Raw genomic sequence first — 25,302 nt, 5'->3', positions numbered from 1 at the left:
AGGATAAGGGCAAGTGGATGGTTCAGCAATCCCAGGTTGCGAACCAGGATGAAGCGCGGAGCTAAGGTCAAGACGCCCGGCACCATCATCAAGCTGATAAAAGCATAGAAGAGCGGCTGTTTGCCGGGAAACTGATAGCGAGCGAACACAAAAGGGCCCGGTACACCCTCTCCTTCTTCGCACTGGCTCAGGCATCGCCGAGATGGCGAGCATCGCCAATATTTACACCAGGAGCCGATCCCCTGGCGATCCACGAACAGCGAAGACAAGCACGACCCTCGTGCCCTGCCAACAGGCAACAGGCAGCTCAACTCGCGCTCATCCCTCCGAACCGTGTCGCGCTAACAGTGCCTCCGCATGATGTTCCCGTCCGGTCTCACGCAGTCGCTGAGCGTAGGATTCCAAATGTCCGCGAGTGTGGAAGGGACCTCCTTCACGGATGACCGTCCACATCGGATCCGTATCATCCAACGAGGTGTTCATCATCTGAGCATGCCACTCATCCAGGAGCCGGAGACATTCATTCACCACGTCAGGGCGCTGATCGGCCAGGTTCGTCGTCTCATGGGGATCCTCCTCCACGTTGAACAACATGATGGGCGGGAAGTCCTTCAGCCCATCATGGTAGGTTCGGATCATCAACCAGGGTCCCACACGCACCGACCGCTGACAGCTCCACGCACACTGGCTGACCACGAGGCAGTCACGTCCGGCCTCCTCACCCCTACGGAAAGCGGAGGCGAAGCTGACCCCATCCCATAAGGGGGGAATTGGCGCGCCCACTAACTCAAGCACTGTAGCCGCCCAATCCGTCTGATAATGAAGAGCATGGTCCACACGCTGCTCTGTCAGGCCGGGCCAACGCACGATCAAAGGCACACGGGAAGTAATGTGGTCCGCCGTCTGGTGGTCTCCATACACATTCAGCTCACCCTGATTCTCCCCGTGGTCGGAGCTCACGATGATCACGGTTTCGTCCAGCACCCCCTGGGCATCGAGCGCCTCAAGAACCTTACCGATATAGTCATCCATGTAGCGGATCCCAATGTCATACCCGTCAATCCACTTACGGAAGTCCTCCCGGTTTCTGATCTCGGAAGGGAGCGTCTCGAAGCGGGCCAGGACCTCCTCGGGAACACGCAAGGACTGGGCCCATCGCTTGGGATCAAAGGGGCCATAACCCGCGGGATCATGAGCACTATGCGGGCCGTAGCTGTGGTAATGGGCCTCGATGATCTCATCGGTTATCCAATCCGGTATGGGGTCGTCCGCGAAAGGATTCCCGAAAGTGATCGGGGTTCGATAGGGAGTATGAGGGTCCCAGAAGTTCAGCTGGAGGAACCAATTGTCACGTTTGCCGTTCTGCTCTATCCAACGTAGGGCATAAGGGGCGACCTCATCCGCGCGTTCCATGCCGCGCTTGCCCGGGTTAAACATCTCCCGGAAGCCATGATAGAACCACCATGCCCCATGGCGTTCCGCATACGGGCTGATGGAAGCCGTGTAGATACCAGCTTGACGCAAGGCCATCATCCACGGCCAGCGATCCGGATTATTCGTAAACCTGCGGGAAGCCCCCTCAATGCGAAGATCCGCCGCCGTGCCTCCATGTCCCACAACGCCCGTGTGGATCCCGAAGCGCCCTGTAAAGGCGGAAGCCCGTGATGGCAAGCAGGGAGCGTCGGAGACGTAGCAATTCTCAAATCGGACTCCCTGAGAGGCAATCCAATCGATGTTCGGCGAGGTCTCACGATGATACCCATAGCATCCCAGATGATCCGGTCGCAAGGTGTCGAGGTCCAGGTATAGAATTCGCATCGTCTTTACCCCCTAGGTTCTGAAGGCGCTCGGCCCTTATCCCTTGACGCCGGTGATCACGATACCCTGGACGAAATAGCGCTGTGCGATGAAAAACAGCGTAATCACCGGGATCAATGCCACGATCGTCGCCGCCATCAGTGCTTGCATATCAAGGGTGTAATGGGTTTGGAATAGCCGAAGGGCGAGGGACACAGTGAACTTCTCCTGATGGTTTAGGTAAATCAGGGGGCCCATGAAGTTGTTCCAGGCAAAGGTAAATTGCTGGATAGCCACAACGCCAAAGGCCGGCATACTCAAAGGCAGGAGGATCCGCCAATATATCCCAAAGAGGCTACACCCATCGATCTTCGCCGCCTCGTCCAGATCCCTCGGGATCGTCATGTAGTATTGTCTGAACAGGAAGATGTTGAAACCACTTGCCGCAAGCCACGCCGGCACGATCAGAGGTTTGTAGGTGTTCACCCATCCCAGCTTTGTGAAAAGCACATACTGAGGGATCAGGGTGACCTGGAAAGGTAACATCATCGTGCTCAGCACCATGATGAACAGGACATCACGTCCCCGGAATTTCAGCCGAGCAAACGCATAAGCAGCTATGGATGTCGATATGACGCTGCCGGTGACATTGCCTATGGCGTAGAAGGCGGAGTTCCTGAAGAACAACGCAAATGGATAGTCCTCCCAAGGCCGTCTCCAATTGCTCCAATCGATCCGTGCGGGTATCCATTGGGGAGGGAAAGCATAAGCCTGCCAACCCGGCATGACCGAGGTGCGCACCATCCAAACGAAAGGCATGGCAAAGATGACAGCCCCAATGACGAGCAGGATATAAAGCAAGACCCGCAATAAGATCCGAGATGGATTGGCTCTAAATCGCTGCCAAGAGCGAGCCATGGAATATGCCACAGTCATGAGCATCTCCTCCCTCAACGAACCTTTTACTTCTTCACTTCGCTTTCATAGAACACCCACAATTCCGAGCTCTTAAAGATAAGCAAGGTGAATCCAAGGATGATGAAAAACAGCACCCACGCGATCGCGGAAGCATATCCAAAGTGGAACTGCTCAAACGCCTTCCGGTAGAGGTACAGCACGACCGTGAGGGTCGCATTGTTAGGCCCTCCTGCGGTCATCACATACGCCTGCGTAAAGATCTGCCATGACCCGATAATCCTCATGACGACGCTGAAGAAGATGGTGGGGGTCAACAGCGGAAGCGTGATATGCCAAAATCGACGCCATGGGCCGGCTCCATCGATCGTGGCAGCCTCGTACAACATCGTGGGAATGCTCTGCAATCCGGCAAGAAAGATCAGCATGCTGCCGCCGGCTCCCCAGAGGGACATGATGATCATCGAAGGCATAGCCCATCGCGTCGAATAGATCCATCGAGGCCCTTGAATGCCGAATTTAGCCAGCACGGCGTTGATCAGCCCGAGCTCTGGGTTGTAAAGCCACGCCCACAGGACGGCAACAGCCACCCCGGAGACGATAGAGGGCAGATAGTAAATCGTGCGGAAGGTGCCCTGCAGCTTCACCCCTTGGTTCAAGAGCAGGGCAATGAGCAAGGCGATAATCGTGCCCAGCGGGACCATAGCGAAGCTATAGTAAGCGGTGTTGATCAGCGATTTACGGACCAACGAATCGCTGATCATCTTCCTGTAATTGTCCAAGCCCACAAATCTGGTTTCTGTGAGCATATCCGTGCGAAGAAAGCTAATACCGAGAGAGGCGAGCATCGCCCCCAAGGTGAATACGAGAAAGCCTATGATCCATGGGGATATGCACAAATATCCCACGATCGCTTCCATCGTGCTGGGTTTCAGGTGGAGTTTCCATCGGGCCTGTCGAATCCCCTCTCCAGATGTCATTTCCCAACCCCATTGTGTCTTTGGATGAGTTGCCCGGTAACCCAGAGCGTGTCAGAAGGTCACCGGTGCAGTGTCTGAGGGCTCCCTCAGCTACCAGCTCCACAGGGGAAGGTGTGAAGGAGATCTCCCCTCCCCGGAAATCCCACCTTTCCGGCCTGCACCTGCCTTTCTCAGCCCTTCCCGCAGGGATCTGGGCCGAGATCGGGCAGATCAAAGACGGAAGATGGGCTTTTCCGGAGGGGCTCCGCCTCCCCGAGCCTCCCCGTAGCAGACAACGGCATTTCTCAGACACGCTCTCAGAGGAGTCCTATCGCCTTTCAGGCACCCGCCGCCCATTACTCACCAGCAGGTATTGAGGCACAAGTACGACTCTCAAGCACAGGAGGCAAGGTCATCATCTGGGGGAGCGCGATGATGTCCCTTGCCTCCTATCCGATTGGTTTTTTACCAATTCTTGGTCGCGTAAGGCGGCTTGGTCCCCTGGAGGTCAGGGAACTTCTCCCGCTCGACCTTCGTCACCTCCTTGGCCGCCTTGGCGATGGCTTCCACGCCAGCTTCCTGACTTACGAAGACGCTGTCATATGCTGGCACCAGGATCTCCTTGGCCGCAGCGTGATCGGGGAAGTACGGCCAGATGATGCCCAGGTTCTTATCCATCGCCTCCTGCCAGACTTCCAGTCTCACATTCTCCAGCGCCGGGAAGGTTTCCCGCATGATCCGGATCCAATCCGGGAGGAAGGAACGCCGTGCCGGCTGTAGCCCCTGGGCTCTGGCCATGGCCAGGGCGTAATCCTTCGTGATGAGGAACGTCATCAGCTTCCAGGCGGCATCGGGATGCTTGCTCCCCTTCCAGATGGCCCAACCGTCCGTCGTGTTGATCGTCGTGTGATTCACCGGACCCTTGGGAAGCGGGGCGACGTCCCAGGTGAACTGCGGCTCGGCCTTCACAAGGCGCTCCAACACCCAGGAGCCCTCCTCCGCCATGGCTGCCTTACCGGGGGCGAATGAGGTGACACTTCCGAATTGCTCTACCATATCCGGCCGGACGATGGTGTTGTCGTCGTACATCCGGGCGCGAATCCACTCCAGGGCCTCCTGGTTGGGAGGATCATCCAGCGCACATCGCGTCCAATCGTCCGGGTCCACGGCCCCGCCGCCGAAATCCGCAAGCCGGATCTCGGTCTTCCCGGAGTACCAGTAGCCGATCCACCCGCCCCAGTGGACAATCCGATCCCCTTCCTTCTTCGTGAGCTTCTTGAGAACCTCCGTATACTTATCGTGGTCCCAAGCATCATCCCAGCTCTGAGGCGGATACTCCACCCCCATCTCGTCGAAGATGTCCTTGTTCCAGAAGAGGACCAGGTTGCCGCAGTACTGGGGGATAGCATACCATATATCCGGCCACACGAAGGACATGAGCTGATTCGGAACCCAGTCATTGATGATCTCCGTCGAGAGATCCATCTCCACATACGGACGGAGATCGAGACATTGCCCTTTCTGGGCGAACATGGGCAGGTTATCCCCCCATCCGTTGAAGAGGTCAGGCGCCGTGCCAGCGACAAACTGAGCTAAAAGCTTCTCAATCCAGCCGTCTGGCTGCGGGTTAAACTGGACCTCGATCTCCGGATGGAGCTCTGCGAACTTCTCCTTAGACCACTCCCAAGCCTTCGGGAAGGCCTCACCTCCACGGTCCTGATATACGATGCGGATCTTCTCCTCGGCGGCCTTCGGCACCTCCCCTCCGCCCGGCGCTTTGGACGCCGGCGCGGCAGGTTGACAAGCCGCCAAGGCGGCGCCGGCAATGCCAACCGCTGAAAGGCGCAAGAAATCCCGTCGGCTCATTCGTGTCTCTGCGCTCATCTCCTGACCTCCTTTCGGCATCGTGAGGATGGACTGTTGGGGTGCGCTGATCCCCTGCAACTGACAACCATGAGGGCCGATCGGTAGACAGACAGAATCTGACGATAGATTGTGGTATAATCATTTGGGTCACTCCAGTATACCGTTCGCTCTCTTCCTAAGTCCATCCTATTTTTGCCAAATACATGTCACTTGGATGCCACTTTGTACGATGAGCAAGCCAATGAGCCACGACGATCCGGCGCTATCAGAGTCCGCGGTCCCGCCGGCGAATGTCATCGAGCAGGTGAGACAGGCGCTGGCACATTTATATGACTTCCCACGTCTTCAAAGCCACCCGTTGGCTCAACAGTTGGCCCACGCGGCCGAGCGTGCGAGCGAGACGGCCGGCCAGCTCCTGCGACGAGAGCTGATCAACGCCATCGAGACGCTGAACCCTGGCCCGAGTGTCCCTTTCCGCGCGCCCCATGCTCGTCTGTACAACCTGCTCCACCTCCACTACGTCGAAGGGATCACGATCCAGGAAACCGCACGCGAGCTAGGAGTCTCCCTACGCCAAGCGTATCGGGATCTCCGCCGCGCGGAGGAGAGCGTCGCAGCCGTCCTATGGGCCCGCTACTTTCAGCAAGCCCCCCAGGAGCCCCGTGCCGTTCACCTCTCCTCGCTCCAGGCGGAGATGGGGCGGCTGGAGCCCCACCCTCGCCCCATCGACGCGCGCCGTCTCCTGCAGCGAGCTTGTAAGGCCGTGGAGCGGCTCGCCCAACAGCGCCATATCCGCCTCCAGATCCACGCCCCTACGGAACAGTTCGTCATCTCGGCCGATCCCACCGTCGCTCAGCAGATCCTGACCGGCCTGCTGAGCTATGCCGTGCAGCAAGCCCAGGGCGGAGTGATCGAGGGCGTACTGGCGACAGGGGAGGAGAGGGCTACCCTTCGGTTGAGCTATACGCCCGCCCATGGCGCGATGAGATCCACCCCTCCGGCCGCGATCACCCAATTGATCGAGAAGCAAGGCTGGGATCTGGAGGAGACGCGCCATCCAGAGACCGGATGCTCCATCGCCCTTCATATGTCCGTTTACGGCCCTACCGTGCTGGTGATCGACGACAACGAGGGATTGGTGGAACTCCTGGAGCGCTATCTCACCGGCCATGCCTGCCGGGTGGTGGCAGCCGCCAGCGGCCGGGAGGGGCTACAGCTGGCACAGGAGCTGAACCCTGACGCCATCGTGCTGGACGTGATGATGCCGGAAATGGATGGCTGGGAGGTGCTGCAAATGCTGCGCACGCGTCCACAGACATCCGCCATTCCGGTCATCGTCTGCTCCGTCTTTAATGACCCGGAGCTGGCCTACTCGCTGGGTGCCTCTCTCTTCCTGGCGAAGCCCGTCCGCCGGGATGACGTCCTGAACGCGCTACGGGAGCTTGGGGTGGTATAAGCGCCGAGCAGAAAGCGGAGAATGGGAAGCGGGGAGCCACGATGCAACACGCAATACGCAACACGCAACACGTGACACGTAACACGCAATACGCAACACCAATTACATCATCCCATCGCCTCCTCCGGCACCGACCGCTCATCATAACGCGGCTCCAACACCCCGATCACGGCCTCCAGACAACGCAGGATCTCGACCGGGCGTAGCCCATCCGGACGATAGATGACCACCTGACCGCCGCGCTGCGCCAGGGCATCCTCGGCATAGCTGGTAGCCGTCAACAACACCACGGGGATCTCCACCAACGCGGGATCCTGCCGCATCTTCTCTAACACGCCAAACCCATCCACGCCCGGCATGACCAGATCCAGCAGCACGAGATCGGGTCGCCGCGCACGCATGGCCGATAACCCACTCTCGCCGTCATAAGCGTGGCGCACGTCAAAAGTGCGACCCGCCGTTCTCAACATCCGATCCACCAACTGGCAGAAACCTCGATCATCATCCACAACCAGCACCTCCCGGACGTCGCCCAGGCGCTCGATCTCCGCCAGGAGCTGCTGGCCCGTGATCGGCTTGGTCAGGCAGGCCGCCACCGCCAGATCGCGAGCCACCCACGCCCGGCTGGGCAGAGAGCACTCGATCAAAGGGACGGGGGCGTTCGTGATACCATCGGAGCTACGCCGTCCCCCGGGCGGCACGTTGCGGATCACCGCCCTCGGGTGATGGATCAGCACCTCTTCCGCCAGCCGATCCGTATCCTCCACCTGCACGACATCGTAACCCGCAACATGGCGACGTATCATGGCCGCCACGGCCGGGTCAGGGTCCAACACCAGAATGCGGGGACGGGGGTCAGGCCAGGGAGGCTCCACCGGGTGCTCGGCATGCAGATCCGAGGCGGGCAAATACCGCCCCGGAATGGGCAGGGTGAAGAAGAAGGTGGATCCGACCCCCTCCTGGCTCTCCACCCAGATGCGCCCGTCATGCGCCTGCACGAACCGCTTACAGATCGCCAGGCCCAGCCCGGCCCCCCCGTGACTGCGACGCAGGGAGTGATCGACCTGATAGAATTCGTCGAAGATGTACGGCAGCTTATCCGCTGGAATGCCCGGGCCCGTGTCGCTGACGCTGATCAGCACCTCGCCGTCCGACTGCCTCGCCTCCAACCGCACCGTACCCTCCTCGGTAAAACGCTGTGCGTTATTGAGCAGGTTGAGCAGCACCTGGCGGATGCGGGTGCGGTCGATCTCCAGCACGGGCAGATCCCGGGCGATCTCCACCTCCAGGCGAACGGGGCGTCCCCGGAAGAGATCCCGAGCGATCTCCACCGCTCCTCGCAGCAGCGGCTCCAACGGCGTGGGCTCCTTGTTGAGGGTAAATCCCACCATCTCGAACCGGGAGAGGTCGAGGATGTCGTCGATCATCTCCAGCAGATGACGGCTGCTGCGATAGATCTGGTAAACGTCCCGGCGCAGGGTTGGCGGCCATTGCATGTCACCGTACACCTCGGGCGAGAGATACATGAGCTCGCTGAAGCCCAGGATCAGATTGAGCGGCGTGCGCAGCTCGTGGCTGATGTTGGCGGCAAACTGCTCCTTCATCCGCCGCGCCTCCTCCGCCTGCCGTCGCGCCACCGCCAGCTCACGCTGGGTGCGACGCTGAATCGCATTGGCCCACTCCAGCGACTTCAGGGCACGACCCAGTTCCACCTGGCGATCCCGCGCCATCTCCAGGAGCTGGTCCGCCCGCTTCTGCATGTTCCACGCCCATTGCAGCGCGGTGTACAGCGTACGCATCACCAGCCATCCCACGGCCGCGCTCAGCATCAGTCCGGCGAATAACTCGAGCAGCGGATAGGCGCGCACGCCCTCGTATGTCCACCACGCCGCCGCGCCCACGACGATGCCCGCCGTCGCCAGCCCGCTGCCCGCCACCAACATCGCGCTGATAAAGGCCAGGATCAGCCCGAAGAAGGGCACCCAGGGGTCAAAGGACAGCCACATGGCGAGCAGCAGCTCGGCCAGGAGTCCCCACACCAGCAGATGGCGCGCCAGCGTCGCGTGCGAGCGGCTCAACACCCGCACGCCTATCCCCAACCCAAACACGGCGAGGAACAAACAAAACGCGACCAGGGGGAAGGGGGCGCTGGGCAGCGTCAGCCACGCCGCCAGGCCGCTGGCCCCCATCAACAGCAGCGCCAGCCGAGCCGTCAGCTGGCCGCGCAGGTCCTCCAGGTTGACGAGGTCGCCAGCGTAGGTAAACATGTGCTCCCAGATCGTCCGCACCATATCGGCCTCCGAAGAGCAGAAAACCCACGAGAGCCAGATGATCCGCACGAGAAGCAGAGGGCGCTCCCCGCCTACCGCTCGACAGTTTCCAGGGGAGTTACGCCCATCAAGACCGCCGGGCAGCGAACCGCCGTCACGTCACCGTCGCTTCCTCGTGCCCATCCTCGCCCGTGAGAACCCGACCCGCACGCTGAGGCACACGTGGCCCGGCCCTCTCCGCCAGGTCGGGAGACATCTCCTCATTATAATACAGCGGAACAGGATGGACATCCACAGGTTGGCGTCGCTTTCCCCGCCCCAAGGGGGGACATCCCCACGCCTCGTCCGGCACCCGGCGCCGCAGCTCCCTGAACTGGGCCAGGATCCCACAGGAGAAGCAATGCTCACGACAGTCATCGATGACCGCCCCCTGCAGGCTGTGCCGATACTCCTCGATCAGGAAGGTCTTTTTCACACCTGTGCTGATGTGATCCCAGGGCAGGGTCTCACCGATCGATCGCTCTCGACGGGCATACCAGTCGGGATCCAAACCGTGCTCGGCGAAGGCCCGCATCCAGGCATCATCCCGGAAGTGGTCCTGCCAGGCATCAAATTTGGCGCCCAACCGCCAGGCCCGCTCGATGACGTCGGCCAGGCGGCGGTCGCCCCGGCTGAGAAACGCCTCCATCAGCGTCTCCCGGGGGTCGTTCCAGTTGAAATGGAACCCGCGGCCGCGCAGCCGCTTCTGCAGATACGCGATCTGGTCCCGAATGGTCTCCTCGCCCTCCATAGGAATCCACTGGAACGGCGTGTGCGGCTTGGGCACCAATGTGGATACGCTGACGCGCACCTTCGCCTTGCCTCCGATCACCCGACGCCCGATCCTCATCACCTCCCACGACAGATCGGCGATCGCCTTCACGTCCTCCATGGTCTGGGTGGGATGGCCGATCATGAAATAGAGCTTGATGGTGGTCCACCCACGCGAGTACACCTCCTCGGCCACGCGCAGCAGCGCCTCGGTGGCGATGGGCTTATTGATCACATCGCGCAGCCGGTCGGTAGCCGCCTCCGGGGCGAAGGTGAACCCGGAGCGTCGGCGTCCTCTCTCCAGCATATCCATCAGCTCTACGCTGAAGGATTCGATACGCAGGCTGGGCAGGCCGATGGAGACCCCACGATCGCGGTATCGCTCCACGAACCGCCGCACCAACTCATCGATATGGGTATAGTCGCTGGAGGAGAGGGAGAGGAAGGAGATCTCCTCGAACCCACACTCGCGAACGATCTCTTCCACGGCGTCGAGGATCTCGTCGACCGGACGCTCCCGCACGGGGCGATAGACCACGCCCGCATGGCAGAAGCGACAGCCGCGTGTACACCCCCGGTGGATCTCAATGGCTCCCCGATTGTGGGTCACATCGATATAGGGGACGACGAAGCGGGTCACGGGCGGCGGCAGCACGGGCACGATGCGCTTGACCACCGGGAACTGGGCCTCTGGCCGGGTGGGGCGCACCTCCGCGATGGTGCCATCCGGGTTGTAGGACACCTCGTAGAACGCGGGGACATACACGCCGGGAACGAGAGCCAGGCGGCGGAGCAATGCCTCACGCGCCTCACGATCCAGGCCCGCCCACTCCGTCCGGCGCGCCTCGAGCTCGGATCGCCAGGCACCGTAGGCCCGGATGACATCCAGGATCACCTCCTCCCCCTCGCCGATGACGAACGCGTCGATGAAGGCGTGCATGGGCTCGGGATTGTACGTGGCGCTGCCGCCGGCGATGATGAGAGGATGCTCCAGCGTGCGGTCGACTGAGCGGATCGGGATACCCGCCAGATCGAACATGTTGAGCACGTTGGTGTAGAGCTGCTCGTAAGGGAGGCTGAAGCCGACGATGTCGAAGTCGATCAGAGGGTGGCGCGTCTCCAGGGAGTAGAGAGGGATGCCCTCACGCCGCATGACGGCCTCCATATCCGTCCACGGCGCGTAGACGCGCTCGGCCAGCATGTCCGGCTGGCGGTTGACGATATCGTAGAGGATGGCCAACCCGAGATTGGACATACCCAACTCATAGATGTCCGGGAAGGCCAGCGCGACCTTATAGGCCGTTCGCTCCCAGTCCTTGACAACGCTGTTCCACTCGCCGCCGATATAGCGCGCCGGCTTCTGGACCTGATACAGGACGCGATCTAACGCCCTGGTGATCTCCTCCGGGGTGCGCAACATAGACATAAACCACTCCTCTACTCATCTTCCCGGCGGGGGTGCCGGGGCGGGGTTTGAACCCGCCTTAGATGGAATCATTATACCAGGCTGGAGATCGATTTGACAAAACTTATCGTTCTAGGTAAAATCCCCTCGCTGTGTGGCCCATTCGTCTAGCGGCCTAGGATGCAGCCCTCTCAAGGCTGAGACACGGGTTCGAGTCCCGTATGGGCCACCAACTGGGCACGGCCCTCTTCAAAAGGAGGTGGGCCGTGTCCTTTTTTGATGAGTTTGGTCCCCTTTTTCATGAGGCAAATGCCACAGCCCTTCCTGTATTGATCGACGGATTCATGTTGTCGCGCCGGGCATCCGGGGTAAGCAAAACCACCCTGGAGACGTATCAACGCGCTTTTAAACAGCTCCTTCGATCCCTGCCCCCTGAATGCATCAAAGATGCTCGACAGATAACGCCGGTGCATCTCCAACGATGGGCAGCTTCCATGATTTCCAACTACGCGGATGCAACGCGAGATCAACGGATTGCAAAAATCAAGGCTTTCTTTGCCTGGTGCGTTGCTGAGGGATTCCTGGAATCCGATCCGGCGGCCAAGCTTAAGCGTCCTCGGAATACCTGGCAGCCTGAGCCCTTCTCGATCAGTGAGATACAACGTATCCTTGAGACAGCGCGACAGGGCCGTCACGCAGATCGCGACTACGCTATGATCTGCTTGCTTCTCGACGCCGGACTGCGCATCTCGGAGCTATGTTCTGTACCCGTAGATGCCGTCGATCTCCAATCTGGACAGATCCGAATTGTCGGGAAGGGCAACACGGCACGAACCGTGGTGATAGGAGAACGGTGCAAGATGGCGTTGTGGCGTTGGCTAATGATGAGACCGTCGTGCGATGTACCGAACCTCTTCGTGACTCAGAACCTGCGCGCTTTCGACCGTCGGGTCGCCAGTCGCCTTGTCCGACGGATTGGAAAGCGCGCCGGCGTCGCTCGATGCTATCCTCACCGGTTCAGGCACACGTTTGCAGTTTTCTATCTACGCGGCGGAGGTGATCCTTATTCGCTGCAGTATCTGCTCGGTCATAAGGATATGACTGTGACCCGGATGTATGTGAAGCTAGCAGCCGTGGACGTGAAGGAATTATACAAGTCACCGCTGGATCGGCTATGAGGGCGCTGGTGGCGGGGGAGGGGGACCACCAGCGCCCGCGGCGTGTACCCCACGCTGATCGCAGAATAGCACATTTGTTCCGGTTGCGCAAGTGTGAAATGCAAAAGGAAGCCAAACTAACCTCTTGACAACCCGACAAACGTTTGTTATATTCAGCTAAACGAACTTGATACTCACTTTGCACGTGCCCCACGTCGCGGGGAGGGGGAAAACTCTGCGGCGTGGGGCTTTTTTGTGGGCAACGACGATCTGATCGAGGCGTGGCGACAGACGCTGCACCATCTGGAGGTGAAGCGGGCCAGCTACGGCGGTGATGCTCCGGTCCATCTGTTGAATCAGATCGCGTTCGCAAAGCGGGAGATCGAGGCTTTGCGCCGCGAGGCGGTGGAGGCCTCCACGGAGCGCGTATCCGGTGCGACCACGGCCTCGTTCACCCGCCGGGGCACCGCGTCAGTGGATGTTCGCCTGGCCGTGCTTCAGGAGCAGGTCTCCGAGCTGCAGCGGGCTATCCGCAACGGACGCCTGGGCAAGTTGGAGCGGATGGTGTATTGGATTTCGCTTTCGCAGGTTCTGGTCGGCGGCGCGGCGGTAACCTCGCTACTGCTGCACTTGATCAAGTGACAATGGCACTAAGCCCCGAAAAGAAGAAGCACGCGGCGTGGCTGGCGACGCCGAGGCCACATCGGGTGCCGAAGACGAAACGCGAGTGGGCCGAGTTCCTGGGCGTCACTGATCGCACACTGCGGCGGTGGGAGCAGGACGAGGAGCTTTGGGACGAGGTGTGGCGGCTGGTCGGGACGGAGGTCGATGATCGGCTGCCGGAGGTCCTCGGGCACCTGGTGGATGTGGCGCTTTCCGACAAGGACGCCGCGGCGGTTGGGGCGGCGAAGCTGCTCCTGCAAGTGCGAGGTCGGCTGGTCGAGCGTCAGGCGGTGGAAGTGAAGGGAGATGTGCAGTTTACGGCTGACGACTACGCCGGGGCGGTTGAGGATCTGGAGCGGTGGGAAAGGGAGAGGTTGGGTGTGGGGTGGGAAGCGGGGAATGGGGAGAGCGAAGTGTAGAACGTGTTGCGTGTTACGTGTTACGTGTTGCGTGAGGCGTAGGGTGTGGAGCGCAGGGAGTGGTTGAAATGTGCGTTGTCGCCGGCCTACTTTCTGGACACGTATGGCTACGTTTACGACGCGCATGAGCGCGATTGGATTCGATTCAGGCTGTGGCCTGCGCAATATGGGGTGCTGCAACGGTTCCTTGACAATCGACTGGTCGTCGTGCTGAAAGCCCGGCAGCTCGGGCTTAGCTGGCTGTCCGTGGGCTTTGCGCTGTGGCTGATGCAGTTCCGGCCGGCGGCGACGGTGCTGTTCTTCAGCAAGCGGGACGATGAGGCCGTGCATCTGCTCGACTTCCGGCTGAAGGGGATGTATGAGCGGCTGCCTGGGTTCCTGCGGTGCCGGGCGGTGACCAAGGACAGCGGTCACGAGTGGCGGTTGTCTAACGGCTCGGCGGCGCTGGCGTTCCCGACAACGGGCGGGCGGAGCTACACGGCGACGCTTGCGATCGTGGATGAGGCAGACTTTGCGCCGGATCTACAGGACTTGTTGAACGCGGTCAAGCCGACGATCGACGCCGGCGGCCGCCTGATCCTGCTGAGCACGGCAGACAAGGCAAAGCCTCAATCGGTCTTCAAGCGGATCTATCGGGCGGCCCGGCGTGGCGAGAGCGAATGGCTCCCGATCTTCCTGCCCTGGTCGGCGCGGCCGGATCGAGATGTGGCATGGTACGAGGCGCAGAAGCGGGACATTGAGGCACGGGATGGCTCGCTGGATGCGCTGTATCAGGAATACCCGGCGACGGATGAAGAAGCGCTGGCAGCGAGGACGTCCGATAAGCGGTTTCCGTTCGCCTGGTTGCGGGCGTGTTACGTAGAGCGAGGAGCGGCGGGCGAAGGATTCGCGATCCCAGGGCTGAGCGTGTACGAGATGCCAAGGGCTGGGCGGGCGTACGTGATCGGGGCGGATCCGGCGGAGGGGAACCCGACTAGCGATGACTCGGCGGCGACTGTTCTGGATGCCGAGGATTGGGCGGAGGTGGCGTCGCTGGCCGGGAAATTCGAGCCGGCCGTGTTTGCGGCGCACCTGGCGTCGTTGGCCGAGCACTACAACGGCGCCGGCGTGCTGGTGGAGCGGAACAATCACGGACATGCAGTGCTCCTGTGGCTGCGGGACAACGCTCCGAACGTGCGGCGGCTCAAGGGGCACGATGGCAAAGAAGGGTGGCTCAGCAACACGAAAGGCAAGGCGCTGATGTACGATCACGCGGCCGACTGCTTCCGAGATGGATCGGTCACGATTCGCTCACCGGAGACCTTGGCGCAACTGGCGAGCATCGAGGGGGCGACGCTGCGAGCGCCGGAGGGTGAGCACGATGATCGGGCGGATTCGTTCGTGTTGGCACTGGCTGCGTTGAAGTGGCGATCGGGGGATGCTGAGTCGGTGGTGGTTGAGGCGCCAGATTTGCTTGGGGAGTGAGTGTAGGGGTAAGGCGTGAGGTGTGTTGCGTATTGCGTGTTGCGTATTGCGTGGCGCGTGGAGCGGAGAGCGTGAAGTGAATGTCTGGCAGCGATTCGTAGCGTGGCTGGCGAAAGTGAGTGCGGTGCCCGTCAGTCGTGATGACGATGGGCTTGTTCCCGCGTTCTCAGCCGGCAATGACCTAGACAAAGATTGGGGCAAGCTGAGCAAAGAGTTTTCGGATGCGCTCGAAGCGTGGCGTTCCAATCCGCTGGCCCGGCGGATCATCGGACTTATCACGTCCTACGTGGTGGCCGATGGCATTACCTTGTCCAGCGATTACCGGCCGCTGGCCCGCTATATCCGGCGCTTTGTCGCTCATCCAAAGAATCGGCTCATGCTGCGACAAGCGGAGATGTGTGCTGAGCTGAGCCGGTCTGGGGAGTTGTTCCCGGTGCTGTTCCTGAACCCGGCGGATGGGATGAGCTACCTACGGCTTATGCCGGCCTCACGCATTGATCGGATCGAGTGGAAGCCGGGGGATTACGAGACGGAGTTGCAGTATCACGAGGTGGGCAGTTACGAGAAGCCGGATGGGACCTGGTGGAAGGGGGCGGCTCACCCGGATATATGGCGTGTTGTGGATGATCCAGAGCCGGTGATGCTGCACTATGCCGTCAATCGACCGGTGGGGGCGCTGCGAGGCGAGTCGGACCTTGCCCCGATCCTTCTCTGGCTACAGCGATACAGCAAGTGGCTGGAAGATCGGGTACGGCTGAACGCGGGGACGCATGTTTTTCTGTGGGACGTGACGGTGCCTTCGGGCATGGTCAAGGCGAAGCGGGAGCAGTACCGCACGCCGCCGCGTTCGGGGTCGCTCATCATTCACGATGAAGCGGAGCAGTGGAAGCCGATCTCGCCGATGCTGCACGCGAATGACGCCGCTAACGATGGCCGGGCGCTGCGATGGATGATCGCGGCCGGGGGGCCGGGGATCGGGCTGGTCGATTTCGGCGAGAGTGAAACGGCGAACCTGGCAACGGCTAAGGCGATGAGCGAGCAGCGGTGGCGCTTCCTGACACGGCGGCAGGCGTATTTCGGCTTCGTGCTCGCCGACATCGTGGTCACCGCATATAACCGGGCCGTGGCCTTTGGCCTGGTGCGGGGGCGGCGGGCGACGATCGAAGATGTGCGGGTCGGGTTGCCGGATATCTCGCCCAGCGACAATCGGGAGCTGGCGATAGCGGCACGTGCGATGGTTGAGACGCTGACCGATCTACGAAAGCTGGGCATAACTGGCGATGACTTCCGGCGCTATGCGCTGCGGTTGGTGATGAAGTTCGCCGGCGAGACGCTGAGTGATGAGGACCTGGAAAAGCTGCTGAAGGAATCGGCGATTCAGCGAGTCAGCGAGGCAACGAGTCAGCAAGACAACGAATCAGCGAGGCAACGAGTTAGCGGCGAGCTGCCGGAGTTGGTGCGATTGGGAGCGAACGGTGCGCATTCATGAGATAAGCCCTGAGACGTTGCAGGACGTGCCGAACGATGAGGTCCTGAACCTGCATCACCGTGTCCACCAACTCTGGGGTCTGCACTTTGAGGGAAACACGGAAGAATCGGCCGGCGGGCTAACCCGTGAGGATCTGGTGAACGCTCACCGGTTCTTGGTCGAGGAGATGCGGCGGCGGGGGATGCACCACAACGAGCATGACGGCCTGGATCGAGCGAGGCTAGCGCTGGATCTCTCCACGCTGCCTGAAAAGCTGCTCGTGATTGATGGCTTTGTAGCGATCGTCGGAAGCACGGCAGCCCAGGGCTACCAGGACGGGCACGACGTGGATGTGTTGCTCCGGGCCGAGCGGGATGATCGAGGTCACTTTTTGATCGGCTCGGACAACGTGCATCTGCCGCTGCGTAAGGCGCTGGATCCGGAGAAGCGGGGCCTCCTGCACTTCATTGACAATCCGCAGGGGCCGCACGGGGAGAGCGTGGCGCTGTATGACCTGGTGCTGTTGCGGCGGCCTGGGCTCCCGGCGCATCTGGCCGCGCTGGATCCGCGGCGGTATCGGGTGATGAAGCCGAGCATGGCGGGCTACACCGAATTTTTCTCGACGGGTGAGCTGTGGGACGCGTGGGCAAAGAGGAAGCTTGCGCAGGGCCACAAGCTCCTGGGCAGCGCGAAGATCGACGGCTTTCGCACGGTGCTGTGGGGCGAGGATGAGAAGCTCCATGCTCGGTTTGAGGACAGCGATCGGGCGCGGACGTTCGACATTCGGTTCCCGGAAGGCGTGGTCCTGGAAGGGGAGTTCACGGCGCGGCGAGGTGATGAGTGGCTGGCTCGGACGCAACTGGCCGGGGCGCTGGCTGGGCGGATCGAAGCTGAGCCGCACTGGTGGCTGTATGACCTGCTGGTCGTTGATGTCGCTGAGATTCACACGGAGCCATTTGATGATCGTTACAGGCGATTACAGTCCTTAGAACTTCCTGAGCGCTATTTCACGGTTCTTGAACAGCGCCCGGTCACCAGCAAGGAGAGATTGGAGGTTGTGGGGCGCTGGGCGGCAAGCCATGAGCTGAGCGAGGGGCTTTTCGTTCGCCAAGCCGATGCGCCGTATCACTTCGGGTCCACGGACACGGCGGCGAAGTTGAAGACGGCCTTCGAGATCAAGTGCATCGTGTTGGACGTGATCCAGCGCAAGAACGGGCACGTCTACCGGTGCGGGCTGCGGGAGCCGCCGGAGCGCTATTCCAACGTGACCGAGTTTGAGGGGCACAAGTACCTTGATCTCGGCAACACGTTTGTGACTCGTGATGACTTGGCGAAAGTTGGGGACACGCTGAACGTCAGGATCGAGGAATTGATCGACGGCGAAGTGAACGGCCGGCCTGCGCTCTTTTGGGGCAAGCCGACGCCCGTGGGTCCGGATGAAAGCCGGCCGGCGTACACGGTGGCGCAGGCGATCGACCTGGCGAAGCGGGGCCACGTATACAAGCGTGAAGTGAAGCTCGCCGATCTGCGTGAAGACACGCGGGAGGAACGAGCGGCGGCGTTCTGGCGTGAGCACTGGCACGAGTCGTTCCCAGCCTCTGGACGTGGGGAGTTCGTCTATCATCACCACTGGCGCGGGCTCAGTGAGGATGAGGCAAGGCTGGATGAGGCGGCGCTCCTCCAGACCGACAACAGCGTGCATGGCGATTTGCGCTGCTCGTTCGGTAAGGCGTTGTGGGGTTTCACCGTGTTCCTGGGGCGTGTGGCTGATCTGCGAGGCGGCCGGGATCTGCCCGCATTGCCGCCGGATGACAAGCTCCAGGGCACGTTCAAGCTGCACCAGCCGACGGCATGGCTGATGGTGGCCCGGCGCAGGCCGTATGTGTCGGCGCCCGGCGACGTGGGGAGCGCCTCGAGGTCCTGGGCGAAGTTCTTTGAAGTGGATCATGGCACGTATGAGGTGGGAGTCTGGCGAGAGCATTTCTTTGAGATCTTCCTGCACGGATCCAGGCTCAAGGGACGTTACCTGATTCAGTATGCGCCTGTTGGAGATCAGGGGCGGGTGTGGCTGATCTCGAAGCCGGATGATCAACGGCCGTACGCGGAGACGCACGAGCTTGAGGATGTGGTCGCCGAGCTGCGCCGCAAGGGGCAGCAGTGGCTGATCTGGGGGAAGCCGGGCGAAAGGCCGCGGAGGGTGGATGTGGAGCGGGGGGCGTGAGGAGTGTTGCGTGGAGCGTATTGCGTGGTGCGCAAGGCGTAAAGCGTAAAACGTGAAGCGTAAAACGTAATGCGTAAGGAGTGAGGGCGATGGATGTTTTGGCTGAGGAGCGAGAGGAACAGGCGATCAGCGTGCAGCTGGCGCAGGATCGGCTGCGCAAGGAAGTGGAAGCGGCGATCCAGGCCGTGAAGTCGGAGGACTGGGACAAAGCGGCCAAGCATGTGCGCGATGCGATGGCCGCGCTGGAGGGATACGGATATCCGGAGCCGAAAGAGCAGGACTATGGATACTCGCCTCCGAAGTCCACGCAGGAGAACGCGTTGAAGGACGCGAGTAAGGCAATCGAGGCGAAGGACAAGGAAGCGGCGATCCAGGCGCTGGAGCGAGCTTTGCCGAAGCGCCGTGAGCAATCCTTGAGCCCTGGTGAATCGGTCGTGGGCGGACCGGTGCGGGTGGCGCTGGACGCGGGCGCCCTGGAGGTGAAGCCAGGACGTACGTATCAGGCTGTGGCGATCCGGCCCGGGGAGTGGAAGGGTCATGGGCTGTATGCGTCGCCTGAGGTGCTGAAACGCAACGCTCACAAGTTCAACGGGCTGGCCTCGTTCCTGAATCCGCCGATGCAGAATCCGGGGAATCATGGTCACCCAGCGTTGCAGCTCCTGTTGGGAATCTTCGACAACGCCCGGTGGGACGACGAGGAGCAGGCGATCGTCGGCGATTATCACCTGCTGAGCACGCCGGCGGCCGAGTGGTTCGGCAGGCTGGCGGATGAGTTGATCCGGCTCAAAGAGCAGGACAAGCCGGCGCCGGATGTGGGCCTGTCCGCGGTGCCCTGGGTTCTGGTCGGCGATGAGCGCGAGGACGGCTTGCGCGAGGTCATGGACATTGTGAGCGTGGAGCAGCTGGACGCCGTCTTCCGCCCGGCGGCGGGTGGGGAGTTGAAACGCATCATGGCGGCTGTGGGGCCGCTAGGCGGGGAGCGTGAAGCGGATAGCGGTCAGCAGATAGCCGTTAGCAGCCAGCAGTTAGCTGTTAGCGGGGAGCAGGGGGCGAGGAGCGGAGGGCGGATGGAGGAGGGCATGGAAGATCGGGAACAGGCACAGAAGGAAGAAGAGCAGCAAGGAGAGAAGGTCATGACTGCACAGAAGGAACAGCAAGTACCAGGTGCGGATAAGCAAGTTGCCGCTCGGGTGGAGGCGTTCCTGGCGGCGCAGCGTGAGGCGCTGCTGAGCGCTCGCCTGGCGGCCAGCGGACTGCCCGAGGCGTTCCACGAGAATGTGCGTCGGTCGCTGCCTGAGGACTGGGCGCCCGCCGACTTGGAGGCGGCGATCGAGTCCCAGCGACAGGTGTGGGCCGCTCTGCGTGAAGATGACGTGGTGCGTGACCTGGTGCCGAACGCTGGCATTCGAGGCATGACGACCAGCCTGGAACAGATCGAGGAGGCTTTCCTGGCCTTGCTCGAAGGCCGCCGGCCGAATGACGGCATTCGGCCGCTGTCTGGCATCCGGGAGCTGTACACGCTGCTCTCGGGTGACTACGAAATGCGTGGTTTGTTCCAGCCGGAGAACGTGTATCTGGCGAACGTGACCAGCACAACGATGGCCGGGATGGTTGCCAACGCGCTCAACAAGGTGGTGGTCAATCAGTTCCAGCAGTATCCGCGATGGTGGGAGCCGATCGTCCGGGTTGAGAACTTCAACAGCCTGCAACAGATTAAGTGGATCACGCTGGGCGGGATCGGCGAGCTGCCGACGGTGGCCGAGGGCGCGGCATACACTGAGATGACCTGGGATGATCAGACCGAGACGGCGGACTGGGTGAAGAAGGGCGGCTACCTGGGAATCACGCTGGAGGCGATCGACAAGGACGACACCCGACGGCTGCGGCAGGCTCCGAAGGCTTTGGCTCAGGCTGCCTGGCTGTCGCTTGGTAGGGCAATTGCCAGCATCTTCACGGCGGGCGGCGGTGTTGGGCCGACGATGAGCGACGGCAACGCGCTGTTCCATGCGGCTCACAACAACCTGGGGGCCTCGGCGCTATCCTACTCGGCCTGGACGGCGACTCGGGCCGCGATGCGGAAGCAGACGGAGTTGAATTCCGGCGAGCGGCTGGGCGGGCTGGTGGTGCCGAAGTTCTTGCTCGTCCCGCCGGACCTGGAGGGCGACGCCCTGACGATCCTGATGTCCGAGGGGCAGCCGGGGACGGCGGACAACGATGAGAACCCGTGGGCGCAGGGCGCGAGCCATGACGCTCGGCTCCAGGCGGCCACGCGCCGGGTGATCGTGGTGGACTTTTGGACCGATGCCAACGACTGGGCGGCCGTGGCAGACCCGAACCTGTACCCGACGATCGGCCTGGGCTTCCGCTACGGTCAGACGCCGGAGATCTTCTCCGTGGCTTCGCCGACCTCTGGCCTGATGTTCACGAACGACGTGATGCCGGTCAAGGTGCGATTCTTCTTCGCCACCGGGCCGATGGATTGGCGGGGGCTGTACAAGCATAACGTGGCGTAAGGTGTATTGCGTAGTGCGTGTTGCGTATTGCGTATTGCGTATTGCGTGAGGTGCGTGATGGATGATCTGGCAACTTGCTTCGATCAGGTGCTGGCGGATGCGGTCCGTGGTCTGCGGCAGCAGGTTGCGGAGCTGCGCCGCGATGTGGAAGTGATCCGACTGGTGGTCAGCGATGATGCCGGGACGTTCTTTGAGGACTGGGGCGGGCTCCCGCCGGTCGTGATCGATCTGCTGGTTGATGCCGGGTACGAGGCGCCCGATCTCGTGCGATCTGCAAGCGACGACGACCTGCTGGCGGTGGACGGCATCGGGCCATTCCGCCTGGCTCAGATTCGAAAGGCATTGGGGGCACAAAATGCGTAACCGACATCTGCTTCTCATCGTTCTCGTCCTGATTGCTCTGATCGGCTGCACGATCAGCGTCCGGCCGGAGCGCTCCGATCTGGGCATGCCGTTTGGCGTGCAGGGTATTACGCATTTGAGCGGCCTGGAGGTGACCGGGGCGGTCAGCCTCCCGGACGAGAGCGTGGACATCTCCGCGTTGAACGATCACATCATCACTGTCTGTGGCGACGGCTGTGATTATTCCACGCTTTCCGCCGCGGTCTCCGGAGCGTCCAGTGGGGATCTGATCTGGCTGTTGCCTGGCTCTCACGTCGTGACCAGCGTCGTGGTCGATAAATCTCTCACGATCTACGCCCGCGATGCGCGTGCCACGGCAACGTATGGCACCACGTTGCAGATTGTGGGCGCTGCGACCGAGGCGGAGATCATCGGGGGAACGTGGACCGCCGGCGGTGCGCTCAATCCTGGAATGGAGATCTACAACAACGCCACGGCCATCTTGCGGGATGTAACCCTTTATGGCGGCGACGATGATTCCGGCGATGGTGGAGGCGACGGCCTTTATCTGGATTCCAGCGCGAACGTCACCGTCTACAACAGTCTGATCCAGGGCGGGGCAGACGGCGCCGGCGGGGCCCCCGGTGTGGGCATGGAGATATACGGCGGCGCTCAGTTCCATGCTTACCGTACCCGGATCCTCAGTGGGCCTGGATCGGACGCGAACTTTGGCCTGCTCCTTGGAGCCACCGGGGTGAAAGCCTGGCTTTATGACTCGGACGTGATCGTTCAGACCGGGTCCACATCCTATCCCGGCGTTCGGCTCTCCGGCGGCACTACTTTGTATCTCTATGACTCCCGCGTCTCGTCCGCTCCAGGCGGCAATGCGGCGGCTGTGGATATTTTCCCCGATAACACCGGCACCGCTCATATCTACGGATCTCTGCTCATCGGGCATGGGACCGCAGCCGGCGCCGTCACGTGTGTCGCCGGGACGACGGTGAGAACAGCCAACAACGTCACGAACATCTCGCCGATCACCGAGGCCACCGACTGCACGGATGCGGTCGGCTCGGGCAACGTCGTGGATACCGACGTGAGCTGGACGTTCTAGAGATGCGAGTTCTACAAGGCGCAGGGGGCACGCCTGGGCGGGTGCTGGTCGTCGATGCGTTGGGCAACGGCGATTACACGACGATCCAGGCGGCGATCAATGCCGCTTACGGGCAGGGACCAACCGCTGTGAATCCGTGGTTGGTCCTGGTCGCCCCCGGCAGCTATCAGGAGTCGTTGACGCTGTATGACTACGTCCACGTCGCGGGCCTGGCGCCAAACAGAGCGGCGTACATCAACGTCAATGGGGCGTCGGCGATCCTGAACGGGGCGACGTGTACGCTGGCGAATCTGCGCATCGCGGGGGATGCGTCTCCGATCGTGGAGGTCAACATGGGCACGCTGCGGCTGCGGCACGTGATCATCGAGAACGATGATCCAGGCGTGGACGGGCTGAATGTCTCCGGTGGCGTGGTCGAGGTCTTGGGGTCGGAGGTCCAGGCCGGCGGGTCGGCGTTGGCGCTCTCGGCCGGGATGGCGAGGGTCTATGACTCGATCCTGCGACGGTATCACACGATCGCGGGGGCCGCGTCTGAGCCGGCCGTGGAGGTCTCCAACGGCACGTTGCACGTGGTGCGATCGGTGGTGGAGAACGCATCGCCGGACGGGCCGGCGCTCCAATTCACCGGCGCGCCGGTGGAGGCGAAGCTGTTGCAATCGATCTTTCGCAAGGCTTCGGGGACGTACGCGATCGACGCGGCGCTGGCGGTGAGCGTTGTGATCGCCGCGTGTCTGGTGAACGGCTCGATCCATCCGAATGTCTCCGGCCTGGTGAGTTACACGGAGGACGCAACGATCTGATGGCGACTTATGCCGGGGTGGGTAGCTTCGTTCCGGCCGGATCTGTGAAGACGATCCACGCCGGCCGGGGATCGGTTCTGAAGATCATCGCCAGTGGCGGAGGATCCCGTCCGGTGGCGCTGCATGACGGGAGCAATGTTTCGGCGTCCGTGCTGTTCCGGCTCCACGTCCCGGCGGGAGGGATCGCCGACCTAGAGTTCCCGGAGGGGTTCCCTTTGCGCTTCTCGACCGGGCTGACGGTAGACGCGGGGGACTGCGATGTCTCCCTAATCGTGGTGGGGACGTAGCGATGACGACACGTGCGGATCTCAACGCCCTTTGTCGACGGCGGTTGGGTGATCTGGCCGCCCCCTATACCTGGGGCGATCTGCAACTCAATCAGTGGATCAACGACGCCATCGCCGACTACTCCAATTACTTCCCGCGGGAGCTCTCGATCGATGTCCCGGCGGTCACTGGTCAGCGGGAATATGATCTCTCGACGTATCATCCCAGGGGCGTCTTGTCGGTTGAGTATCCGGCGGGCGAAGATCCGCCCTCATACCTGCGCCGCAGGTCCCGCTTGGGATCCGGCTTCTGGGGCGGGTGCTACTACGACATGATCGGCGATACGTTGATCCTGGGCATGAAGCCATCGGCGGGGGAAACGATCCGGGTGCGGTACCTTGCGGATCACGCTTACCCGGACGATGACGCCGATGTGATCACCGTGCCCGACGCGCACCTGGAGCTGTTGGTGCTCTTTGTGCGTTGGGCCGCGGCCCAGGAACTGGAGGCGTTAGAGGCGCAGAATCCGGACGCTTCGACGCTGATGCTGAACCAATTGAGCCTGGCGACGTTCCGGGCCGAGCGGGCGTATCGGATGAAGCTGAACAGCTTGTTACCCGGACGTGATGGGGCTGTGGTGACGTGGGAGGGCTTGATATGATGGAGCTTCCAGGTGCTGCGTGGGTTGCGCTTGTGCTTCTGGTCTCTGAGTGGATTCAGAAGTACGTCAAGAGCAAGTGGGTGCCGGTGGTCGTAGCGCTGTTGGCGGCAGTCGCTAAGTTCCTGGAGGTTTCCTTGGGGATCGAGGTGGCGGCCGCGTCTACACGTTCGTCGTTGATGCGGTTCTTGTTCGGGTGAGACGCTGATCACAAGCTCCGGTATGCTTCTCGCCTGTGCTTTACCCGCAGGATGGTTACCAGGTGTTCGTCGTCGTCGTAGATGATGTAGTAATCGCCGATCCGGAGGGCGTATAGCCCTTCCCCCCTGAGCCGATAGCATCCAAGTGGCCTTGGGTTGTGACAGCTCCGCACCTCCTGTCGTATCCGATCACGCGTCTCGGGATGCAGGTGGCGCATCTCCCTCATGGCGGAACGCTTGCCCCCAAGCCGGTACGGCATCAAACTCAGCCTCGCGTCCACCGTGTCATCCAGGATCTCCAGCTCGTCTAATAGATTCTTGTACTGGCCCATGTTCAGCAGGACGCACGTTCCCCAGCCACATTGGGTGAGAATCACAGGCCCGTGTGCCAGCGCGGAGTGCTTTTCATTTGTACGCCGGTCGTAGGTGACCGCCTATCGGCCCCTTGATAATGTCTCATAAAGTGGTGTAAAAAGGGATCTTGACAGAAACGGTCACCGGGTGCTTCCATGTGGGACATGTGACAAACCACAAGAGG

The 25,302-nt window shown here is 61.5% G+C and carries 21 protein-coding genes and 1 tRNA gene; 15 read left to right on the top strand and 7 right to left on the bottom strand.

Going from position 1 to position 25,302, the window contains the following annotated elements:
• Positions 1-318: 318 nt before the first annotated feature.
• The 4 genes from GXP39_07005 to GXP39_06990 form a co-directional block, all read right to left on the bottom strand.
• On the bottom strand, positions 319-1,818 hold the full coding sequence (locus tag GXP39_07005) for a sulfatase-like hydrolase/transferase (GenBank protein NOZ27785.1): 1,500 nt from the start codon (positions 1,816-1,818) through the stop codon (positions 319-321).
• A gap of 36 nt (positions 1,819-1,854) precedes the next feature.
• Positions 1,855-2,733, bottom strand: coding sequence for a carbohydrate ABC transporter permease (locus GXP39_07000; GenBank protein ID NOZ27784.1), 879 nt, complete (start codon positions 2,731-2,733; stop codon positions 1,855-1,857).
• A gap of 26 nt (positions 2,734-2,759) precedes the next feature.
• On the bottom strand, positions 2,760-3,692 hold the full coding sequence (locus GXP39_06995) for a sugar ABC transporter permease (protein ID NOZ27783.1): 933 nt from the start codon (positions 3,690-3,692) through the stop codon (positions 2,760-2,762).
• Between the two features lie 444 nt (positions 3,693-4,136).
• Positions 4,137-5,555 (bottom strand): sugar ABC transporter substrate-binding protein, encoded by a 1,419-nt coding sequence (locus GXP39_06990; GenBank protein NOZ27782.1) that lies wholly within the window; start codon positions 5,553-5,555, stop codon positions 4,137-4,139.
• Positions 5,556-5,766: 211 nt separating this feature from the next.
• Between GXP39_06990 and GXP39_06985 the strand changes: the two genes are divergently transcribed.
• Positions 5,767-6,993 (top strand): response regulator, encoded by a 1,227-nt coding sequence (locus tag GXP39_06985; protein ID NOZ27781.1) that lies wholly within the window; start codon positions 5,767-5,769, stop codon positions 6,991-6,993.
• Positions 6,994-7,100: 107 nt separating this feature from the next.
• Here GXP39_06985 and GXP39_06980 read toward each other — a convergent pair whose 3' ends face one another.
• Positions 7,101-9,284, bottom strand: coding sequence for a response regulator (locus GXP39_06980; protein ID NOZ27780.1), 2,184 nt, complete (start codon positions 9,282-9,284; stop codon positions 7,101-7,103).
• Positions 9,285-9,417: 133 nt separating this feature from the next.
• Positions 9,418-11,493 carry a TIGR03960 family B12-binding radical SAM protein gene (locus GXP39_06975; protein NOZ27779.1) on the bottom strand — a complete coding sequence of 692 codons (2,076 nt, stop codon included), beginning with the start codon at positions 11,491-11,493 and terminating at the stop codon, positions 9,418-9,420.
• A 141-nt stretch (positions 11,494-11,634) separates the two neighbouring features.
• Here GXP39_06975 and GXP39_06970 point away from each other — a divergent pair.
• From GXP39_06970 to GXP39_06905, 14 genes are all read left to right on the top strand, one after another.
• Positions 11,635-11,710, top strand: a tRNA-Glu gene (locus GXP39_06970).
• A gap of 34 nt (positions 11,711-11,744) precedes the next feature.
• Positions 11,745-12,656, top strand: a complete 912-nt coding sequence (locus GXP39_06965) for a tyrosine-type recombinase/integrase (GenBank protein NOZ27778.1) — start codon at positions 11,745-11,747, stop codon at positions 12,654-12,656.
• 234 nt (positions 12,657-12,890) lie between these two features.
• The gene (locus GXP39_06960) at positions 12,891-13,277 is read left to right on the top strand and encodes a hypothetical protein (GenBank protein NOZ27777.1); all 387 of its coding nucleotides are present in this window, start codon (positions 12,891-12,893) and stop codon (positions 13,275-13,277) included.
• A 2-nt stretch (positions 13,278-13,279) separates the two neighbouring features.
• Positions 13,280-13,717 carry a hypothetical protein gene (locus GXP39_06955; GenBank protein NOZ27776.1) on the top strand — a complete coding sequence of 146 codons (438 nt, stop codon included), beginning with the start codon at positions 13,280-13,282 and terminating at the stop codon, positions 13,715-13,717.
• A gap of 45 nt (positions 13,718-13,762) precedes the next feature.
• Positions 13,763-15,181 carry a hypothetical protein gene (locus tag GXP39_06950; protein ID NOZ27775.1) on the top strand — a complete coding sequence of 473 codons (1,419 nt, stop codon included), beginning with the start codon at positions 13,763-13,765 and terminating at the stop codon, positions 15,179-15,181.
• Between the two features lie 76 nt (positions 15,182-15,257).
• On the top strand, positions 15,258-16,670 hold the full coding sequence (locus GXP39_06945; protein NOZ27774.1) for a hypothetical protein: 1,413 nt from the start codon (positions 15,258-15,260) through the stop codon (positions 16,668-16,670).
• On the top strand, positions 16,657-18,870 hold the full coding sequence (locus GXP39_06940; protein NOZ27773.1) for a hypothetical protein: 2,214 nt from the start codon (positions 16,657-16,659) through the stop codon (positions 18,868-18,870). The genes GXP39_06945 and GXP39_06940 overlap by 14 nt, the downstream gene beginning before the upstream one ends.
• Positions 18,871-18,959: 89 nt before the next feature.
• Positions 18,960-21,383 carry a hypothetical protein gene (locus GXP39_06935; protein NOZ27772.1) on the top strand — a complete coding sequence of 808 codons (2,424 nt, stop codon included), beginning with the start codon at positions 18,960-18,962 and terminating at the stop codon, positions 21,381-21,383.
• 57 nt (positions 21,384-21,440) lie between these two features.
• Positions 21,441-21,746, top strand: coding sequence for a hypothetical protein (locus GXP39_06930; protein NOZ27771.1), 306 nt, complete (start codon positions 21,441-21,443; stop codon positions 21,744-21,746).
• A complete protein-coding gene (locus GXP39_06925) occupies positions 21,739-22,839 on the top strand; it encodes a hypothetical protein (GenBank protein ID NOZ27770.1) in 1,101 nt (366 codons plus the stop codon). Before GXP39_06930 ends, GXP39_06925 begins: the two co-directional genes overlap by 8 nt.
• Positions 22,840-22,841: 2 nt before the next feature.
• Positions 22,842-23,639 carry a hypothetical protein gene (locus GXP39_06920; GenBank protein NOZ27769.1) on the top strand — a complete coding sequence of 266 codons (798 nt, stop codon included), beginning with the start codon at positions 22,842-22,844 and terminating at the stop codon, positions 23,637-23,639.
• On the top strand, positions 23,639-23,926 hold the full coding sequence (locus tag GXP39_06915; GenBank protein NOZ27768.1) for a hypothetical protein: 288 nt from the start codon (positions 23,639-23,641) through the stop codon (positions 23,924-23,926). Before GXP39_06920 ends, GXP39_06915 begins: the two co-directional genes overlap by 1 nt.
• 2 nt (positions 23,927-23,928) lie before the next feature.
• Positions 23,929-24,567, top strand: coding sequence for a hypothetical protein (locus GXP39_06910; protein ID NOZ27767.1), 639 nt, complete (start codon positions 23,929-23,931; stop codon positions 24,565-24,567).
• Entirely contained in the window at positions 24,564-24,764 is a 201-nt protein-coding gene (locus GXP39_06905) for a hypothetical protein (GenBank protein ID NOZ27766.1), read from the top strand. Before GXP39_06910 ends, GXP39_06905 begins: the two co-directional genes overlap by 4 nt.
• Before the next feature lie 8 nt (positions 24,765-24,772).
• Here the strand turns inward: GXP39_06905 and GXP39_06900 are convergent, their stop codons facing one another.
• Positions 24,773-25,024: a type II toxin-antitoxin system RelE/ParE family toxin gene (locus GXP39_06900; protein NOZ27765.1), complete on the bottom strand. Its 252-nt coding sequence runs from the start codon at positions 25,022-25,024 to the stop codon at positions 24,773-24,775.
• Positions 25,025-25,302 lie beyond the last annotated feature (278 nt).

It is taken from the genome of Chloroflexota bacterium (assembly GCA_013152435.1).
Classification (GTDB): Bacteria; Chloroflexota; Anaerolineae; order DUEN01; family DUEN01; genus DUEN01.
This window is presented reverse-complemented; position numbering and strand designations above follow the sequence as displayed.

Excerpts from the sequence above, each read along its gene's own strand:
- GXP39_06900 (NOZ27765.1), bottom strand. The coding sequence starts at position 25,024 with ATGCCGTACCGGCTTGGGGGCAAGCGTTCCGCCATGAGGGAGATGCGC.
- GXP39_06905 (NOZ27766.1), top strand. The coding sequence starts at position 24,564 with ATGATGGAGCTTCCAGGTGCTGCGTGGGTTGCGCTTGTGCTTCTGGTC.
- GXP39_06930 (NOZ27771.1), top strand. The coding sequence starts at position 21,441 with ATGGATGATCTGGCAACTTGCTTCGATCAGGTGCTGGCGGATGCGGTC.
- GXP39_06975 (NOZ27779.1), bottom strand. The coding sequence starts at position 11,493 with ATGTTGCGCACCCCGGAGGAGATCACCAGGGCGTTAGATCGCGTCCTG.
- GXP39_06990 (NOZ27782.1), bottom strand. The coding sequence starts at position 5,555 with ATGAGCGCAGAGACACGAATGAGCCGACGGGATTTCTTGCGCCTTTCA.
- GXP39_06915 (NOZ27768.1), top strand. The coding sequence starts at position 23,639 with ATGGCGACTTATGCCGGGGTGGGTAGCTTCGTTCCGGCCGGATCTGTG.
- GXP39_06980 (NOZ27780.1), bottom strand. The coding sequence starts at position 9,284 with ATGGTGCGGACGATCTGGGAGCACATGTTTACCTACGCTGGCGACCTC.
- GXP39_06925 (NOZ27770.1), top strand. The coding sequence starts at position 21,739 with ATGCGTAACCGACATCTGCTTCTCATCGTTCTCGTCCTGATTGCTCTG.
- GXP39_06910 (NOZ27767.1), top strand. The coding sequence starts at position 23,929 with ATGACGACACGTGCGGATCTCAACGCCCTTTGTCGACGGCGGTTGGGT.
- GXP39_06955 (NOZ27776.1), top strand. The coding sequence starts at position 13,280 with ATGGCACTAAGCCCCGAAAAGAAGAAGCACGCGGCGTGGCTGGCGACG.
- GXP39_06985 (NOZ27781.1), top strand. The coding sequence starts at position 5,767 with ATGAGCAAGCCAATGAGCCACGACGATCCGGCGCTATCAGAGTCCGCG.
- GXP39_07005 (NOZ27785.1), bottom strand. The coding sequence starts at position 1,818 with ATGCGAATTCTATACCTGGACCTCGACACCTTGCGACCGGATCATCTG.
- GXP39_06995 (NOZ27783.1), bottom strand. The coding sequence starts at position 3,692 with ATGACATCTGGAGAGGGGATTCGACAGGCCCGATGGAAACTCCACCTG.
- GXP39_06935 (NOZ27772.1), top strand. The coding sequence starts at position 18,960 with ATGGATGTTTTGGCTGAGGAGCGAGAGGAACAGGCGATCAGCGTGCAG.
- GXP39_07000 (NOZ27784.1), bottom strand. The coding sequence starts at position 2,733 with ATGACTGTGGCATATTCCATGGCTCGCTCTTGGCAGCGATTTAGAGCC.
- GXP39_06920 (NOZ27769.1), top strand. The coding sequence starts at position 22,842 with ATGCGAGTTCTACAAGGCGCAGGGGGCACGCCTGGGCGGGTGCTGGTC.